Below are 17,925 nucleotides of genomic sequence, written 5' to 3'. Positions count from 1 at the left end.
CGGCCTGGGGCGTCACCAGCAAAAGCGGGGTGTGGTTCCAGTAGGCGGTCTTCACCGGCGTCACGAAGCCGGTGACCCCGGGGCCGTTCTGCGCGATCATCATCGACATCTTGCCGGTCGAGCGCGTGAACCCGTCCGCCATCAGCCCGGCATTCGTCTCGTGCGCGGTGTCCCAGAACGTGATCCCGGCCTTGGGAAAGAGGTCGCTGACCGGCATCATGGCCGAGCCGATGATCCCGAACGCATGCTCGATCCCATGCATCTGCAGAACTTTGACAAACGCTTCCTCAGTCGTCATCTTCATCAAGGTCTCTCCTCGTATCCTTAGGCAGCTCTGTCATTCCAAGATGGTGATGCGGTTGGCGGGACCGATTGAGCCCGCCAACCCTGCCAGCTAGGCTACTCTTGGCCGACCACAGTGACCGCCAGTTTCGGCCTCACCTCGTCATCGTCTTCTTGGCTGTCGTTATCGTGAAACGGTCGGTCTGGCCTAATCCATAGCGCCGTGGCCGCGCCCAGTATCAGCAGGACCAGCGAGGCGGCAAAGGGGAGGTCCCAGCGCCCGGTCATGTCGATGATCAACCCGAACACGACGGGCGAGATCATACCCGCCAGTCCGAACCCGAAGTTCATGAAGCCGCTGGCTGTCCCCGAATATTGCGGCGCGATATCCATTGGCGTAGCCCAGATCGGTGCCACGATCAGTTCGGCGAAGAAGAAGGCTGCACTAAGGCTGATCGCCACCGTCACCAGATCCGTCGAGAACATCACCGGCAACATGCACACGAACGCGCCGAGAAAGCCCAGGACAATGACGCTGATACGTGCCAGCGCCACGTTTCCTGTGCGGCGCAGGATGCCGTCGCTGAGCCAGCCGCCTGCTAGGTCACCCACCACCCCGGCCAGAAACACGCCGGCCGCAAAGATAGCGGATTTCTTCAGGTCCAGTTCGTGCTGATGCAGGAAATAGGATGGAATCCAGTTCAGGAACAGCCACAACGTCCAGCCATAGCAGAAATCGGTGATCGTCACTGGCAGCATTCGCTTGAGCAGCCGGACCCAGGGCAGGGTCTTGCGCTCGCCCACGATCTTCTGGTCGGGTAGATTCTCGACTTCCTCGGGGGTGATGCCTTTATGCCTGCGCGGATCGTCGCGGAAATACCACCACCACAGCCCCACCCAGAGAAAGCTGATCAGGCCGACGATGATGAAGGCATGACGCCAGGACAGCGTGATGATCAGAAAGGCGATCAGCGGCGGCGTCAGTGCGTTCCCGAAGCGCGCGAAGGCATGGGTGATGCCCTGTGCGAAGCCGCGCTTTTCGGCCGGCATCCAGTTTGACAGGGCACGGGTGGCGGTTGGGAATGCAGAGCCTTCGCCCATGCCCAACAATACGCGTGCAACAATGAGTGATACCGCGCCCTCGACAAAGCCGATCATCACCGTCGCGGTCGACCAGACCAGACCGCAGATGATCAGCGTCTTGTGTGGCCCCAGCCGGTCGCCCAGGCGGCCGCCCAGGATCTGGAACAGTGCATAGGGATAGGCGAAAGCGGAAAATGCCAGCCCGAGCTCGAAATTCGACAGGCCCAGCTCGGCCTGCATGGCGGGGGCAGCGGTGCTGATGTTCACCCGGTCGATATAGGTGACCAGATACATCAGGCAGATGACGAACAGAACGCGGTCCGTAGTCCTGAATCGGGTAAGCCTTAGCATGTCTCCTCCCTGGATTATGCTGGAAGTGTTGGCACGTCCGTCTTCGGCCCGTCGCGCGGCCCTCTGTTGAAGTCCCGTCCTCCTCCGACGGGTCTTCGGGCGCTTTGCGCCGAGCCGTATTCTTGCGAAATGAGGCCTCCTTCCTGCCGCTTGGGCACTATTGCGTCAGCTGCGCCAGCTTCAGGCGCTGGATCTTGCCCGAGGGGCCCTTGGGCAGCTCTGCCATCAAGTGGATCACCTCGGGGGACTTGAACTCTCCCAGTCGCTGCTGGCAGATCGAGATCAGCTCAGGCGGCTGCAGGGCTGATCCGGGGCGCAGGGTGACGGCCGCCTCGACCCGCTCGCCATAGCGGGCGCATTTGCGGGCAAAGGCCGCGGCCTCGATCACGTCGGGATGGGTGTAGAGCGCCTCGTCGATCTCGCGCGGGGCGATGTTCTCTCCGCCCTTGATGATCAGTTCCTTGAGGCGGCCGGTGACAAAGACATAACCCTCCTCGTCCATGCGCCCCAGGTCGCCGGTGCGCAGCCAGCCGTCCTCGGTCAGCGTGGCTGCGGTCGCGGCCGGGTCGCCCAGATAGCCCCGCATGACATTGGCGCCGCGCACGGCGATCTCGCCCTCGGCTCCGGGCGGCAGCGGGCGCAGGTCGGGCGACAGGATCGCGACCTGGTTGCCCACCGCCCGGCCGGGCGAGCCGATCTTGCGCTGGCCCGGCGGCAGCGGGTTCGACAGGATCTGCGCCGCCGTCTCGGTCAGGCCCATGGTCTCGACGATGGGAATGCCGAAGCGGCGCTCGAATCCCGACTGCACCTCGGGCGCCAGTGCCGCCGAAGCCGAGCGGCCAAAGCGCAGCCGCCCCCTGGCCTCGGGCGACGGCTCGCCCTCGCCATGCAGCAGATGCGAGATGATCGTCGGCACCGCCGAGAACCAGCTGGCCCCATGCCGTTCGCAACTGTTCCAGAACTGGCTGGCCGAGAAGCGCTCGCACACGACCACCGAGCCGCCCGAGAGCAGCGGCGCCAGAATGGTCACGCAAAGCCCGTTGATGTGATAGACTGGCAATACGCACATGGCGCGGTCTTCCGGTCGAAGCTGGTGGGCCAGCGCCGTGGTCCAGCCGCCGGCAAGCAAGCTGGCATGGCTATGCAGCACGCCCTTGGGTCGGCCGGTGGTGCCCGAGGTATACATCAGCAGCGCATCGTGGTCGGCGTCATGCGCATGCGGCGGTGCCGGTTCGCAACCGGCAGGCCAGCGGAAGTCGTCCCCGGCCTCGATCACCATGGGGTCGGCGGGATGGGCGGTCAGAGCGTTCTCAAGCAATTCGCGCTGGCTGGGATCCAGCAACAGTGCCCGAGCATCGGAATGCGAAAGCGCGTAGCCGACGGCCTCGGCTCCGGCAACCAGATTGATCATCGTGGCGCGAAAGCCACCGTAGAGTGCCCCGAACAGCCCCAGCACCGTATTGCGACCATTGGGCATCATCAGCGCCACGCTGTCGCCACGCGACAGGCCCAGCCCGGCCAGGCGCCCGCCGATGCGGGCGGCCTCGTCGCGCAGTTCGCGCCAGGTCAGTGTCCCGCCGTCGCCGGGGAAGATATGGCTGATGGCGTCGCCCCGCTCGGCGGCGCGGAGGTCGATCCAGTCGCGGACGGTGCCTTGTGGCGGGTAGTGCGGATCCAGCCTCATTGCCCGATCTCCTGCCAATATTCGCCAAAGATCTCGTCCAGTGTCGGCTCGCGCGGCGGGATCGGGCGCACGACGCGGGTGCGCTGCATGAAGTGCCGCCAGTTCAGGTTGGCGTCGATGGAATTGCCGCCCCAACTGCCGCAGCCCATCGACAGCGAAAAGGGCAGCCCGTTGTCGAAGGCGCCGCCGGTGGCGAAGCAATGCGCCTGATTGACGATGACCCGGCAGACCGGCAACTCGCGCCCCAGCCAGATCGGGCGGTCCGTGTCGCGCGAATGCAGCCCGACCGAATGGCCGGCGCCCTGATGCAACAGGATGCGCCGCGCCAACTCGGCCGCATGGTCAAAATCGCGGGCGCGGTAAAGCGCGGCGATGCGGCTGAGCTTTTCGCCCGACAGCGGATGGTCGGGGCCGATGCCCTCGGTCTCGACCGCGATCAGCCGGGTACCGGGAGGGACTTTGCCGGTCAGCCCCAGCTTGTCGATCATCACCTCGGCATCCTTGGCGATGATCTCGCGGTTCATGTGCCCGTCCTGCCAGAGCCGGGCGACGATCCCCGGCGCCTCGGACGGCGCCAGCACCGCGCCGCCCTCGGCCGCCAGCGCCGCCAGGAAGGCGTCATAGACTGCATCGACCACGATCAGCGCGTTTTCCGACGAGCAGGAGGTGGCGTTGTCGAAGGTCTTGGAGGCGGCGATCTTGCCGGCGGCCGCCGTCAGGTCGGCGGTTTCGTCCACGATCACCGCGACATTGCCGGCGCCGACGCCGATGGCAGGGGTGCCGCTCTGATAGGCGCGGCGCACGTTGTCCTGGCTGCCGGTCACCACCACCAGGTCGGCGGTCTCCAGCAGGCGCTGGGTCTTGGCCTTGCTGCCCTGGCCCGGCAGCATCTGCACCAGGTCGCGGTCCTCGCCAATGCGGTCGAATTCGGCATGGATGAAGCCCAGCAGCATCTCGCAGCAGGCCACGCCCTTGGGCGAGGGCGACAGCAGGATGGCATTGCCGCATTTTAGCGCGTTGATGATGTTGTTCGCCGGTGTCGCCGCCGGGTTGGTCGAGGGTACCACCGCGCCGATCACGCCGATGGGCCGGGCGATCTCGGTGATGCCGGTCTCGGGGTCGTCGGACAGGATGCCATGCGTGGCCACGCCGCGGATGTCGCGCAGCAGGCCCAGGGTCTTGCGGTGGTTCTTAACGACCTTGTCGGCGACATTGCCAAGCCCCGTGCTGTGGACCGCGAGCTCGGCCAGTTGTCGGTTGCGCTCGGGCTGCATGATGGCCCAGCCGGCGGCCAAGGCTGCGCGGTCATAGCGATGCTGGCTGCCCCCTGCCTCGTATTCGGCCTGCGCCCTGCGTGCCCGCGCCATCGCTGCGTCGACCGAGAGAATATCGTTCGAGATGTTCATACCTGTCACTTACTCCGGTTCCCGGCAGGCTGCCCGCCGGGAAGGTGAATGGATCAGCGGCCCTGAAAACCGGGTCTCACCATGTCTGCAATGTTGGTCTGGCACGGTTTCCTCTTGCCGTGATCGTTGACCTTAGGTGATGAAAATACTCTTGCAAATGTTTTCATCTATTCTCATGATTGATGAAATTAGGCTTGTAAAATCTGATGATTAAGCCAGATATCGTTTTCGTCGCCAAGCTTGCAGGCGTTTCACCGGCCACTGTGTCGCGGGTGATGAATCATCCCGACCTGGTGCATCCGGCGACCCGCAAGAAGGTCGAACTGGCGGTCGAGAAATCCGGCTATATCCGCAATCGCGCCGCGCAGGCCATGCACGGCAAGCGCAGCGCAACGATCGGGCTGGTGGTGCCGACCGTCGCCAACACCATCTTTGCCGAGGTGGTGCAGGCGTTCAACGACACCGTCAGCGCACAGGGGTTCACCCTGCTGCTGGCCTCGCACGGTTACGACCTGGACAGCGAATACCGGCTGGTCCGCAAGCTGCTGGAGCATCGCGTCGATGCGCTGGCGGTGGTCGGATTGGATCACAGCCCCGGCACCTTCCGGCTGATCGAAGAGCAGCGCGTGCCCCTGCTGGCGATCTGGAACTACCTGGCGAACTCTCCGCTGCCCTGCATCGGCGTAGACAATCGCGAGGCGGGGCGGCTGGCGGCCGAGCATCTGGTGGCGCTGGGTCATCGCCGCATCGGCATGGTCTTTCCCGCCACCTTCGACAACGACAGGGCGCGGGACCGCAAGACGGCGGCGATGGCAGCGTTCCGCGCCGCCGGGATCGAATTGCAGGACCACTGGCAGGTCGAGGTGCCCTACAGCATCGCCCAGGCCAAGGCCGCCTGCCTGGATCTGCTGGCCGGCGAGAACCGGCCGAGCGCCCTGCTTTGCGCCAATGACGTGATCGCGCAGGGGGCCATCTATGCCGCGGCGCGGCTGGGAATTGCGGTCCCCGCCAGCCTGTCGGTGATCGGCATCGGCGATTTCGCCGGCTCCGCTCAGATGGAGCCGGCGCTGACGACGGTGCGCATCCCCGCGCAGGAAGTAGGAGCCACGGCTGGGAAAGAGATTCTTGCGATGCTCAGAGCATCCGACCCAAGCTACATGATCCGTAGCCGGATCGAACTGGAATTGATCATGCGCAGCAGTACGGCAATTGCGGCTGAACTGTCAGACTTGATCCCGTAATTTTAAAAATCAACGCATGATGCGTTGTGTCGAGTTAGGCCAAGGGCGGTCCGTCAGCCGTAGCTTAGTTCCGAGTATCTTCGTTGGTGAGCGTCAAGATCGGCGCGCAGTATCTCTGCTAAGGATTCGGCTAGCTTGGACAAGGGGCGATGCTGCGGCATGACGACGGCAGCGGTGAAAGGGACGACTGGCTGGAACGGGCGGAATGTCACCTTTCCGGCATCCCCGTGCGACAGCCGATAGCTTTCCGCACTGAGCGGGTCGATGATCGCACAGGCCAGTCCGGCTTCGACGAAGGAAAGCAGAGGATAAAAATATTGCGTTTCGAAGCGAGGACGGAACGGCACGTCTTGTGAAGCAAAGGCCTCGGCCGTGCGGCTATAGGTGGAATGCGCGGCAAAAAGTGCCGCGATGTCGCGCTTTCCGAGGTCCTGCGGCGTGATGACCGCGCAGGACGCCAGCGGATCGTCCTTTGGCAGCGCACACACGCATTCGTAAGTCACAGGCTCGAAACGGAGCAGGTTCGAATCTTCCGCCGCTTGGCCACTAAGATCGGCAAGGCCGAGGTCGAATTTCTGGGTGGCCACCAGATGCCGCACCTGCAGGGAGCTGCGCGTCAAAAGCGAAATGCGCACATCCGGTTTCTGCCTGAGAAAGCGCGTTACAAGCTGCGGGACCAGGATCACCGAGGGTCCGGGCATGCAAACGATCCGCAGCTCTCCCTGTTTGAGATTGCCGATACGGCTCATGTTCTGCTCGACGTTGCGCAAGCGCTCCAGAATTTCGTTTGCTTCCTCGAACAGATAATGGGCCTCGGGCACAGGGACGAGCCGGCCCGAGTGCCGCAGGAACAGCTTGTAGCCCAGCTCCGCTTCCAGGCTGGCAATCATCGCGCTGATCGCTGGCTGCGTGCGGTGCAGAGTCCGGGATGCTTCGGAAAACGAGCCGGTCCGCATGACCTCGCGAAAGACGACAAGTTGCTTGCTGTTCATCGTCACCTCCAGTGATCGCGCCCACAATATAAGAAAATATTTTACCTAGGAAGAATTTTCAAATTCGACTTTATGGATTTCTACGTCCTATCATGCGGGTAACAAGACAGGCGCAGGGATTAACCGGCGTCTCAGCGACAAGGAGGCAGCTTTGTTTCGCCGAAAGACAATCACCATGAACAGATGGACGCCCGGCCAGGCAGATCGCGGGCCGGGCGGAGGGATGCGCACGGGCTGGTCGCGGAGGCAACCATGAACCGGCGTTATGTCGATGTCGTGCTGGGCTCGGTCCTGATCGCCGCCGCCATCCTGATCCTGAGCCGCGGCGAGCTGGCCCAAGGCGGGGTCGAAACGCAGCTCGGCTCGATGTTCATGCCGCGTGTCGTGGCGGGGTTCATCCTGATCTTTTCGGCCATGATCGCGATAACGTCGTTGCGGCAGATCATCGCGCAAAGTGCCTTGGCACCGCAGGAAATGATCGCGACCGAGGGCCTGGGCGGTGTGCTGGTCTATGTGGGCATCTTCGCTGCCTACTGGTGGCTTCTGCCCACGCTGGGCTTCGTCGTCACCACCTCGGCCGCGATGTTCGCCATTGCCGTCCTGCTGGGCGGTCGATCCTGGTTTGCGATGGCGGTTGTCTCCATCATCATTCCGGTCATCACCTTCTACGGCTGCCGCGAACTGATCCGGGTCTATCTGCCCGAATGGTCGTTGTGAGATCGCCATGCTGACCAACATCATCGACGGCTTCACCGCGGTTCTGGCGCCCGCGCCGATGCTGGGCATCGCGCTTGGGGTCTGCGTCGGCATCGTCTTCGGCGCCATCCCCGGCATTTCGGGGATCATGGCCATCGCGATCATGCTGCCCGTGACCTTCTATTTCGATCCGGTGGTGGGCATCGTGACCCTGCTGGCGGTCTACAAGGCCGGGATCTATGGCGGTTCGATTTCGGCGATCCTGATCAACACGCCCGGCGCGGCGGCGTCCTTCCTGACCTCGCTCGACGGGCACGCGCTGGCGCGGGCCGGCAAGGCGGGCAAGGCGCTGTGCCTGGCGCTTTACGCCTCGGTCACCGGCGAGGTTCTGGCGACACTGGTGCTGATCTTCGTGGCCGCGCCGATCTCGCTGCTATCCCTGCAGGCGGGTCCGATCGAAAAGGTCTGGCTGCTGGTCTTTGCCTTCACGGTGGTCGGTTCGATGACCGGGGAATCGGTGCCTCGGGGGCTTTTGTCCTGCTGCCTAGGAATGCTGTTCGCGATGGTCGGCATGTCGGCGGTAACGGGGGCAGCGCGCCTGACCTTCGGAATCCCCGAGCTGCTGAGCGGCTTCACCTTTCTGCCCCTGCTGATCGGGGTCCTGGTCATGCCCGAGGTGATCGAGGGAGTCCGCCGTCGCAAGATCCCGCAGCACGAACTGGTCCTGAAGCATTCGCCCAATCCCGCCGACAACCGGCTCAGCTTTCGCGAATACCATTCGGTTTTCGGGACGATCCTGAAGTCGACGGGTATCGGCACCGTGGTCGGCGCCCTGCCGGGCTTGGGGTCGAGCGCGGCTGCGTTCCTGGCCTATGGCGAGGCCAAACGGGCGTCCAAGGAGCCGGAAAGCTTTGGCAAGGGCTCGCTGCACGGGATCGCGGCGGCGGAATCCGCGAACAACGCTGTCTGCGGGTCAAGCATGATCCCGATGCTGACGCTCAGCATTCCTGGCGACGACGTGACCGCACTGCTGATGGGGGCCTTCCTGATCCACGGAATCACCCCGGGACCGACGATCTTTTACGAGCATACCGACACCATCTACGCCATCTTTGCCGGCTTCCTGATGGTGGACCTGTTCTTGCTGGTAATCGCGCGCTTCGGCTTCCGGTTCTGGATGAAAGTGGCCTCGATCAAGACCTATTTCATCTTCCCTTGCGTCTTTGCCTTTGCCGTGATCGGCGCCTTCAGCACCAACCAAAGCCTGAACGACATCCTGATCCTGCTGGTCTTTACCGTCCTGGGCTATGGAATGCGCCTTGTCGGGCTGAACCCCGCCGCCTTCATCATCGGCTTCATCCTGATGCCGATATTCGAGCAGAACCTTGACCAGGCAGTCTCCATCGTCGGCGGCGACTACTTCCTGCTGCTGGCCTCGCCCATCGGCTGGGGGTTCATCGTCCTTGCCGCGCTGTCGGTCTGGTCGGCGATCCGCATGAACCGCAAGTCGCGTTTGCGCACGCTCGCGGCAAACCAATAGCCGGTCCGGCCAGTCGATACCTTTTCCAACAGGAGCATCAAGAATGAAAAAGCAGCTTGCCCTTCTTGCCGCCATCGGCACCGTCGCATCGGCCTTTGCGATGCCGGCCGCGGCCGAGTTTCCCGAAAAACCCATCCGGGTGATCGTACCCTGGGGCGCGGGCGGCGATTCCGACCTGACCACGCGGGTCTGGGCCGATGCGGTCGAGAAGATCCTGGGCGTGCCCGTCGCGGTGGTCAACAAGGCCGGCGGCACCGGGGTTATCGGCACGACCGAGGTCGTCAATGCCAAGCCCGACGGCTATACGCTGGTGAACGCCGGGCTGAGCAATGTGCAGGTCACGCCCAATTTCAGCCAGGTGTCCTATGACTTCGACAGCTTTACCCCGGTGGTGAAGCTGTCGGCGGTCCCGCTGGGTCTCCTTGTTGGCAAGGACAGCCCCTACAACAGCTTCGAGGAATTCGTGCAGGGCGCCAAGGACAAGCGGTTGACCCAAGGCTCCTGGGGCGCGGCCTCGTCGGGGACGATCCTTGCCAGCATCGTCGCGCGGCAGGCGGGCTATACGGTCGACTACGTGCACGCCAATACCACCGCCGAGTCGATGGTATCGCTGATCGGCGGCCACATCGATTCCGCCGTGTCCTTTCCCCCCGCCTTCGAACCGCATCTCAAGTCGGGCAGCGCCCGCCTGTTGGTGGTGAACAAGAAGTCAGACCAATTTCCCAGTGTGCCCAGCTTTGCCGATTTTGGCATCAAGGGCGATTTCGAAGGCTGGTCGGGCATCTTCGCGCCTAAGGGCGTACCGCAGGAGGTCGTGGACAAGCTGGTCGAGGCTAGCGCGCAGGCGATGCAGGATCCCCAGGTCGTCAAGGCATTCGAGAATATCGGTGCCGAGGTCGATTTCCGCCACGGCGACGAATGGGTCGCGGACATGCGCGACACCTACGGCATGATGGCCGAAGCGGCCGCCGAAATGCGGAAATGAACGGCCAATCGGGCGCGCGCCCGTCGCGCGCCCTTGGCCGGTTCCGGCAGCACTGACAATTCGGAATGGACATGACACCGGACGAACGAAGCATCGCCGTCGTCGGCGGCGGTATCATTGGCATTTGCGCGGCGCTTTACCTTCAGGAAAAGGGCTTTCGCGTCACCATCCTGGACCGGGCCGGAACCGACGACCAGCGGGCCTCATACGGCAATGCCGGAAACCTTTCACCGTGGTCCTGCGTACCGGAATCCCTGCCCGGGCTGTGGAAGTCGGTTCCCGGCTGGCTGCTGGACCCGTTGGGACCGATGGCGATCCGGCTGCCTCATCTGCCGACGGCCGCCCCTTGGCTGGCCCGCTTTCTGCATGCCGGCCGGTCGGGCAGGATCGCGGCGCAGGCCGACGCCCTGCGCAGCCTCTATGCGCCGACCGTCGACCTTTACGAAGACCTGCTGCGCGGCAGCGGGCACGAGGCGCTGGTCCGGCGCTGCGTCTATATCCAGCTTTACCGCGATGAGGCGCAGGCCGATCTGAATGCCCTCGGCCTGCGGCTTCGGCGAGAACGAGGCGCGCATATCGAGCTTGTCGGGGCCAGCGAGTTGCGGGAACTGGAACCCGATGTCTCGCCGTGCTACCGCAAGGCGGTAGTGATCCACGGGCAGGGCCACAGCGTCAATCCGCAAAGGCTTCTGCGCGTGCTTGCAGAGCGCGTGGTCCGGCAGGGCGGACAGGCGTTGCGGTGCGACGTCGCCGGGCTGCGTCCCGGCCCGGGGGGTATCGAGATCAAAACCCCGCAAGGCGCGCTTGCCTTTGCCAAGGTGGTGGTCGCGGCCGGCGCGTGGTCGGCAAGGCTGCTGCGGCCGCTTGGGCTGAGCATTCCGCTGGAAACCGAGCGGGGCTATCACCTGACCATTCCCAACCCCGGAGTGCAGGTCAACAATACGCTGATGGAGGCCGGCCGCATGGTGGTGGCCAATTCCATGGAAGGCGGCCTGCGCCTTGCAGGAACCGTGGAACTGGCGGGCCTACGCGCCGCGCCAGACCATCGTCGGGCCCGCAACCTGGCGGTTCTGGGGCGAGAGATCTTTCCGGCGCTGAATGTCGAAAACGCGGCAGAGTGGATGGGCCACCGCCCGTCCTTGCCGGATTCTTTGCCGGTAATCGGACGGATGCCAGGATGCTCCAACATCCTGCTGGCCTTTGGCCACAGCCACCTTGGTCTGTCCGGGGGCGCACCAACCGGCCGGTTGATCGCCCAACTCGCGGCGGGTGAGATGCCCTCGGTCGATCTGGCGCCCTTCCGCGCCGACCGTTTCCGCTTTCTTGGACGACAGGAGAAACCCGCATGACCGTGCAGCGCGGCGGCCGCAACATCTATGGCATTTCCATCGGTGTGCTTTCGCTGGAAAGCTATTTCCCGAAACCTCCGGGGCATATCAAGAATCCCTCCAGCCTGCCGTTCACCGCCGCCTACGAGATCCTCGACGGCATCACCGTCCCGGAACTGCTGAACCGCCCAGGCCCGGCCATGGTCGGACGGTTGATCGAGGCGGCACAAAGGCTGGAACGCCAGGGCGTCCACGCAATCACGGGCTCCTGCGGGTTCCTGGCGCTGTTCCAGCGCGAAATCGCCGAATCCGTACGCATTCCCGTCTTTCTGTCGTCACTGATCCAGGTGCCCCTGGTCTGGCAGATGACCCGCGCGCCCGTTGGCGTGCTGACGGCTTCGGCCAGCGCGTTGACAGCAAGCCATCTGGCCGGCGTCGGAGCGGACGGGGTACCGCTGGAAATACAGGGTTTGGAGGACACGCTGGAATTCGCCAGCGTCATCCTGCGCAATGAACGCAATGACATGGATCTGGACAAGGTAGAGGCAGAGATCATCGCCGCCGGACGCGCCCTTGTCACCCGCAATCCGGCGATCCGGGCAATCGTGCTGGAATGCACCGACCTTCCGCCCTTTGCCCGAAGCTTGCAGCAGGCTCTGGACCTGCCGGTGTTCGACCTGGTGACGCTATCGGGGATGATCCACGAGGCGGCGCTTCGGCAAGCATACAAGGGGTTTTCATAGCGAGACCGAATAGGAGACACGCCCCTTTCCCATTGAACTCATGCCTGGCGTTCGATTTCGGCGATGCCTTGAGCATTGTGACGTTTGATGAGTGCTACACGGAAGTGGATGTTTCTGCTTTCTGAATAACCGGGTCGCGTGATGCGATGTATCCCGGCCGCGCGCGAAGCCCTCCCTCGCAGGAGCAAACGCCTTGAGGGCCATGGCAATAACCGGTCAAACACCGGGAACCGTGCGCAGGCGTCGAGCGGTTTCGTGCTCCCGGGCATGCTCGTCGATTTGCTGTTCCAGCGTTTCGATCTCGCCAGAGGTTCGGGCGATCCTGTCCAGATACAGGGCGCCGACCTCACGCGCGATCTGCGGAAGCGCTGTTGTCATATCCTCGAGAAGCTTGATGAACGGTGTGATAGATCGGCGCCCCCCCCGGCCAGGATCACCCCTTGCTCTGCGAGATGGGCGCGCAATGCGTTCACCAGTTGGGTCTTTTGCACGAGCAGCAGTTCGCGGGTTCGGAACAGCATAGCGAGAGCCTGTTGCTCCGGCGATTTCACCGGAACGGTGCGCATCGACGGTCTCAGCGCCGCTTCGACAATGGCTTCGGCGTCATGCGCGTCGTTTTTCTGCCGCTTGACGAACGGTTTGACATAAGTCGGCTGGATCAGGCGGACGTCATGACCGAGCGCCTGCAACTCCCGCGCCCAATGATGCAATGTCGCGCAGGCTTCCACAGCCACAACGCACGGCGGAACTGCGAACATGAAGGCCAGAAAACGCGTGCGCGGCAGCCGCTTCCTGACGATAGTACGACCCTCTGCATTGGTGGCGTGGACCTGGAAAACGCTCGTGGCCAGATCAATCCCGACTATGGTAATATCTTCCATGGACACCCCTTCTATGTGGCGATTTCGACATCACCACCTTGGCACATTGCGATGCCGTCGGGCGGGGGTGTCCACCCCATCAGAATTGGATTGCTGCATTCCTGAACACGGGAGGTCGACCGTTGCAACCGGCCTTCGGCGCACGCCACACCATGTCCTTGTCCAGCCAGATCAGCAGAGACCCTCGTCGCCGCAACGCATCGTTATAGAGTTTTGAGTTCGTTGTGCGGTAGCGGGCAGGAGCGGAGCGGGTCATCACAGACCATTAAACTAATGAATGCGCCGTGTTAATCCTGCTTGGCAAGGACCTCCGCAACAACGCCCATCAGTCGCGTCAATTCCTCGGCAGCCGCCTGCAGGTCGGGCAGATACTTCAGCCCCTCGGCCAGCGTGAGCCGCTGGACCGGGGCATGGAAGGAGACCGTGGCGATCAACTGTCCCGAACTGCCCAGAACCGGCACGGCGACCGCGATCATACCTGGCACCCATTCCTCAGAGTCCGTCGCATAGCCCTGTTGGCGGATCCGGCACAGTTCCTCGCGCAGTTGGTGCCGATCAGTCATGGTCTGTGTGGTGTAGCCTTGAAGTTCGGCGCGCTTCAGGTAGCGGTCCAGCTTGTCCTGGTCGATCAGCGACAGGCACATCTTTCCGCCCGCCGTGGCGTGCAGCGGCACGCGCGAGCCGACGCGAAGCTGGATGCGCAGCGGCCAGTGCGTCTCGACCCGGTCGATGTAGAGCATCGCGTCGCCGTCGGGAATCGACAGGTTGCAGGTCTCGCCCAGGCGCTGGTTCAGGCGAATCAGAACGTCGCGCTGCGGCAGGTCCTGGTGCCAGAAGCGGATGACGCCCTGCATCATCTGCCGCAGCTTCGGTCCCGGCTGATAGCTGCGCCCGTCGATATGGCGGGTCAGGAACCCCTCGGCTTCCAGGTTGCCGACCAGCCGGTGGATTGTCGGCACAGGCAGGTTCAGCGAGGCATTGATCTCGGTCGCGGTCAGGGGGCGCCCCTCGCTGGCAAGAACCTCAAGAATCTGCAGATTCCTAAAGCTTGGCGGCAGGGAAGACTTGTCCTGAATGCTCGTCATGATCGGCTCTTCCGTCGTTTGTCAGCGCGACTCTACATGGTTGGCAGCGCCGCTCCAACCGCCCAACACCCAGTATGATTTTAGAAAAAATGATAGTTCTGCTATCGAAAAACCTTTGACACAGCTTGGCAGCATGAGGCAACGTCCGCTCACCGGCAAAAGGAGGATTTGCCGGGAACAGCTGAACAATCGAACAACGCTGCAGCATCAGGGAGGATGTCATGGCGGTAACAACCGCTGGCGCCAACATGGTTGGCGACCGGGAAAACGACGTCAAGAAGGTCGTATTCGCAAGCCTCGTGGGGTCGACCATCGAATGGTACGATTTCTTTCTTTACGGCGTCGTCGCCGGTATCGTCTTCAACAAGCTGTATTTTCCGGCGGACGATCCGACGATTTCGGTGCTGCTGGCCTATGCCACCTTCGCGGTGGGTTTCGTGGCGCGCCCGCTGGGCGGCGTCATCTTCGGGCACTTCGGCGACCGCATCGGGCGCAAGACCATGCTGGTCATCACCCTTCTCTTGATGGGGGGCGCGACGGTGCTGATCGGCCTCTTGCCGACCTATGACCAGATCGGCATCCTAGCGCCGATCCTGCTGTTGGTTCTGCGTGTGGCGCAGGGCATCGGCATCGGCGGCGAATGGGGCGGGGCCGTGCTGATGGCCTATGAATTCGCGCCCGAGAACAAACGCGGCTTTTACGCCTCGATCCCGCAGATTGGCCTGTCGCTGGGCTTGTTCATGGCTTCGGGCGTCATGGCGCTGCTGACGCTGATGCCGGACGATGCCTTCATGGCCTGGGGCTGGCGCGCGGCCTTCGTCGCCTCGATCGTCCTGGTCGTGCTGGGTACCTGGATCCGCAGCAACATCGGCGAAAGCCCCGAGTTTAAGAAGGCCAAAGCGGAATCGCGGGCCAAGGACCAGGGCTTGCCCTTCGTGGACATGCTGAAACGCTATCCCGCCAATGTCATGCTGGGTATGGGCGCGCGCTATATCGACGGCGTGTTCTTCAACGTCTTCGCGGTGTTCTCGATCCTCTACCTGACGAAATACGTCGGGCTGGAGCGGACCTTTGCGCTGTGGACGGTCTGTGGCGCCGCCATCGTCATGGTGGTCTGCATCCCGTTCTTCGGCCGGCTGTCGGACCGGATCGGGCGGCCGCGCATCTATGCCATCGGCTCGCTTCTGCTGGCGCTCAGCGTGTTCCCCGCCTTCGCGCTGATGTCCACCGGCGATCCGCTGCTGGTGATCCTGGGCATCGCCCTGCCCTTCGGCATCGTCTACCCGATGTGCTACGGCCCCGAGGCGGCGCTGTTCGCCGACCTGTTTGACCCCAGCGTGCGCTATACCGGCGTGTCCTTCGTCTATCAGTTCTCGGGCATCTTCGCCTCGGGGATCACGCCGATGATCGCGACGGCGCTGATGGCCGCGAATGACAACGACCCGTTCTGGCTTTGCGCCTATGTCGTCTTCGCCGCGCTGGTGTCTTTCGTCTGCGCCGTGCTGATCGGTCGCCGCGAGCGCGGCTAGAGCCTTGCCGGGCGGCAACCCCGCCCGGTTTTCCCTCCCGAACCATGGGCGCGAGCCCGCAAAGGATGCCAAGATGAGCCAAGCATCAGACCCAGCGGATTACGTCATCGTCGGCGCCGGATCGGCCGGCTGCGTGGTCGCGAACCATCTTTCCGCCGATCCCGCGATCCGCGTCACCCTGCTGGAAGCCGGCAACCGCGACTCGAGCCCCTGGATCCATATCCCGGTCGGCTATTTCCGCACCATGCACAACCCGGATTTCGACTGGTGCTACGAGACCGCGCCCGACCCCGGCTTGAACGGCCGCTCGCTGCACTGGCCGCGCGGCAAGGTGCTGGGCGGATCCTCGTCGCTGAACGGGCTGCTCTATGTCCGCGGCCAGCGCGAGGATTACGACCGCTGGGCGCAGATGGGCAACGATGGCTGGTCCTGGCGCGAGGTCGGCCCGCTGTTTCAGGAGCTGGAAACCTTCCAGCGCGGCGAGGGCGAGGGGCGCGGCACGCATGGTCCCCTGCAGGTTTCCGACCCACGTCTGCGCCGCCGCATCTGCGAATTGTGGATCGAGGCAGCCAAGGCCAACGGCATCCCCTACAACCCCGATTACAACGGCCCGGTACAGGACGGCGTCGGCCATTTCCAGCTGACCGTGAACAAGGGCCGGCGCTGCTCTTCGGCGGCCGCCTTCCTGAAGCCGATCCGCCATCGGCAGAACCTGGACGTGGTCACCAACGCCCAGGTGCGCCGCGTGGTGATCGAGGACGGCCGCGCCACTGGGGTCGAGATCCGGCGCCCCGACGGCAGCCATCAGGTGATCCGCGCCGCGTGCGAGGTGATCCTCTGCGCCGGCGCCATCGGCTCGCCGCAGATCCTGATGCTTTCGGGCGTGGGTGACGCCGAGCACCTGCGCAACCACGGCATCGCGGTCGTCCATGACGCGCCCGAGGTCGGCCGCAACCTGCAGGACCACCTGCAGGCCCGGCTGGTATTCAAATGCCGCGAGGCGACGCTGAACGACGAGGTGCGCAGCCTGATGAACAAGGCCAGGATCGGGCTGGAATACGCGCTGTTTCGCACCGGCCCGATGACCATGGCCGCCAGCCTGGTCTTCGGCTTCCTGCGCACCCGGCCCGGCCTCGCCACGCCCGACATCCAGTTCCACATCCAGCCCTGGTCCGCCGACAGCCCCGGCGAAGGGGTGCATCCCTTCTCGGCCTTTACGCAATCGGTCTGCCAGCTGCGGCCGGAAAGCCGCGGCACCATCACGCTGCGCTCGGCCGATCCGCTGGTCGCGCCCCTGATCGAGCCGAACTACCTGGCCACCCAGACCGACCGCGACACGCTGGTCGCCGGCATCGAGATCGCCCGCAAGTTCGCGCGTACCGAGCCGTTGAAATCCGCCATTTCCGAGGAGTTCCGGCCGACCGCCGATGTGCAGGGCTATGACGAGGTGCTGGCCTGGGCGCGGATGAACTCGACCACGATCTATCATCCGACCGGCACCTGCCGCATGGGCACGGACGCGCGCGCCGTGGTGGACCCGCGCTTGCGGGTGGGGGGCATTCGCGGCCTGCGGGTGGCCGACTGCTCAATCATGCCCGAGATCGTCTCAGGCAACACGAATGCGCCCGCAATGATGATTGGGGCCAAAGTGGCGCGCATGGTCCTTGAGGACCGTGGAGCCGAAGGGGGCGCACAATGCCGCGCCGGTGCCAGCAGAGCTGCCTAAGGATACGAGGAGAGACCTTGATGAAGATGACGACTGAGGAAGCGTTTGTCAAAGTTCTGCAGATGCATGGGATTGAGCATGCGTTCGGGATCATCGGCTCGGCCATGATGCCGGTCAGCGACCTCTTTCCCAAGGCCGGGATCACGTTCTGGGACACCGCGCACGAGACGAATGCCGGGCTGATGGCGGACGGGTTCACGCGCTCGACCGGCAAGATGTCGATGATGATCGCGCAGAACGGCCCCGGGGTGACGGGCTTTGTGACGCCGGTCAAGACCGCCTACTGGAACCACACCCCGCTTTTGCTGGTCACGCCCCAGGCCGCCAACAAGACCATCGGCCAGGGCGGCTTCCAGGAGATGGAGCAGATGCG

17 protein-coding genes and 1 pseudogene are annotated in these 17,925 nt (G+C 63.7%); 9 read left to right on the top strand and 9 right to left on the bottom strand.

Features of this window, described 5'->3' with window-relative positions:
- The 4 genes from BU28_RS23425 to sauS all read right to left on the bottom strand — a co-directional run.
- On the bottom strand, nt 1-304 hold a 304-nt coding region (locus tag BU28_RS23425), incomplete at its 3' end, for a thiamine pyrophosphate-binding protein (RefSeq protein WP_036763190.1).
- A 95-nt stretch (nt 305-399) separates the two neighbouring features.
- A complete protein-coding gene (locus BU28_RS0116405) occupies nt 400-1,716 on the bottom strand; it encodes an MFS transporter (RefSeq protein ID WP_028720424.1) in 1,317 nt (438 codons plus the stop codon).
- Between the two features lie 157 nt (nt 1,717-1,873).
- On the bottom strand, nt 1,874-3,400 hold the full coding sequence (locus BU28_RS0116400; protein WP_028720423.1) for an AMP-binding protein: 1,527 nt from the start codon (nt 3,398-3,400) through the stop codon (nt 1,874-1,876).
- The gene (sauS, locus tag BU28_RS0116395; protein WP_028720422.1) at nt 3,397-4,806 is read right to left on the bottom strand and encodes an acylating sulfoacetaldehyde dehydrogenase; all 1,410 of its coding nucleotides are present in this window, start codon (nt 4,804-4,806) and stop codon (nt 3,397-3,399) included. Before sauS ends, BU28_RS0116400 begins: the two co-directional genes overlap by 4 nt.
- 206 nt (nt 4,807-5,012) lie before the next feature.
- Here sauS and BU28_RS0116390 point away from each other — a divergent pair, with 206 nt between their 5' ends.
- A complete protein-coding gene (locus BU28_RS0116390; protein WP_028720421.1) occupies nt 5,013-6,047 on the top strand; it encodes a LacI family DNA-binding transcriptional regulator in 1,035 nt (344 codons plus the stop codon).
- Nucleotides 6,048-6,100: 53 nt separating this feature from the next.
- On the opposite strand, the gene BU28_RS0116385 is transcribed toward BU28_RS0116390, so the two are convergent.
- On the bottom strand, nt 6,101-7,039 hold the full coding sequence (locus BU28_RS0116385) for a LysR family transcriptional regulator (protein ID WP_036763188.1): 939 nt from the start codon (nt 7,037-7,039) through the stop codon (nt 6,101-6,103).
- Between the two features lie 252 nt (nt 7,040-7,291).
- Between BU28_RS0116385 and BU28_RS0116380 the strand changes: the two genes are divergently transcribed.
- From BU28_RS0116380 to BU28_RS0116360, 5 genes are all read left to right on the top strand, one after another.
- A complete protein-coding gene (locus tag BU28_RS0116380) occupies nt 7,292-7,756 on the top strand; it encodes a tripartite tricarboxylate transporter TctB family protein (protein ID WP_028720419.1) in 465 nt (154 codons plus the stop codon).
- A gap of 7 nt (nt 7,757-7,763) precedes the next feature.
- Nucleotides 7,764-9,275 carry a tripartite tricarboxylate transporter permease gene (locus BU28_RS0116375; protein ID WP_028720418.1) on the top strand — a complete coding sequence of 504 codons (1,512 nt, stop codon included), beginning with the start codon at nt 7,764-7,766 and terminating at the stop codon, nt 9,273-9,275.
- A 43-nt stretch (nt 9,276-9,318) separates the two neighbouring features.
- Entirely contained in the window at nt 9,319-10,260 is a 942-nt protein-coding gene (locus BU28_RS0116370; RefSeq protein WP_028720417.1) for a tripartite tricarboxylate transporter substrate binding protein, read from the top strand.
- A 71-nt stretch (nt 10,261-10,331) separates the two neighbouring features.
- A complete protein-coding gene (locus BU28_RS0116365) occupies nt 10,332-11,609 on the top strand; it encodes an NAD(P)/FAD-dependent oxidoreductase (protein WP_028720416.1) in 1,278 nt (425 codons plus the stop codon).
- Entirely contained in the window at nt 11,606-12,331 is a 726-nt protein-coding gene (locus BU28_RS0116360; protein ID WP_028720415.1) for an aspartate/glutamate racemase family protein, read from the top strand. The genes BU28_RS0116365 and BU28_RS0116360 overlap by 4 nt, the downstream gene beginning before the upstream one ends.
- Before the next feature lie 216 nt (nt 12,332-12,547).
- Here the strand turns inward: BU28_RS0116360 and BU28_RS25615 are convergent, their stop codons facing one another.
- The 4 genes and pseudogenes from BU28_RS25615 to BU28_RS0116350 form a co-directional block, all read right to left on the bottom strand.
- Nucleotides 12,548-12,709, bottom strand: a complete 162-nt coding sequence (locus BU28_RS25615; protein ID WP_155992561.1) for a hypothetical protein — start codon at nt 12,707-12,709, stop codon at nt 12,548-12,550.
- Nucleotides 12,706-13,212 (bottom strand): IS110 family RNA-guided transposase, encoded by a 507-nt coding sequence (locus BU28_RS23420; protein WP_051578266.1) that lies wholly within the window; start codon nt 13,210-13,212, stop codon nt 12,706-12,708. The genes BU28_RS25615 and BU28_RS23420 overlap by 4 nt, the downstream gene beginning before the upstream one ends.
- An 82-nt stretch (nt 13,213-13,294) precedes the next feature.
- Nucleotides 13,295-13,468, bottom strand: a pseudogene (locus BU28_RS24895) (transposase); the annotation flags it as partial.
- Between the two features lie 31 nt (nt 13,469-13,499).
- Nucleotides 13,500-14,297 carry an IclR family transcriptional regulator gene (locus tag BU28_RS0116350; protein ID WP_028720414.1) on the bottom strand — a complete coding sequence of 266 codons (798 nt, stop codon included), beginning with the start codon at nt 14,295-14,297 and terminating at the stop codon, nt 13,500-13,502.
- Between the two features lie 221 nt (nt 14,298-14,518).
- Between BU28_RS0116350 and BU28_RS0116345 the strand changes: the two genes are divergently transcribed.
- The 3 genes from BU28_RS0116345 to BU28_RS23415 form a co-directional block, all read left to right on the top strand.
- Nucleotides 14,519-15,826 carry an MFS transporter gene (locus tag BU28_RS0116345; RefSeq protein ID WP_028720413.1) on the top strand — a complete coding sequence of 436 codons (1,308 nt, stop codon included), beginning with the start codon at nt 14,519-14,521 and terminating at the stop codon, nt 15,824-15,826.
- A gap of 73 nt (nt 15,827-15,899) precedes the next feature.
- Complete coding sequence (locus BU28_RS0116340; RefSeq protein WP_028720412.1) at nt 15,900-17,552, top strand: GMC family oxidoreductase; 1,653 nt, start codon at nt 15,900-15,902, stop codon at nt 17,550-17,552.
- Nucleotides 17,553-17,572: 20 nt separating this feature from the next.
- Nucleotides 17,573-17,925: thiamine pyrophosphate-binding protein (locus tag BU28_RS23415; protein ID WP_036763186.1), on the top strand; the 353-nt coding region annotated here is incomplete at its 3' end.

It is taken from the genome of Paracoccus yeei ATCC BAA-599, from assembly GCF_000622145.1.
Taxonomy (GTDB): domain Bacteria; phylum Pseudomonadota; class Alphaproteobacteria; order Rhodobacterales; family Rhodobacteraceae; genus Paracoccus; species Paracoccus yeei.
Note: the sequence above shows the minus strand (reverse complement) of the source record. Positions and strands in the feature narration are given on the sequence as shown.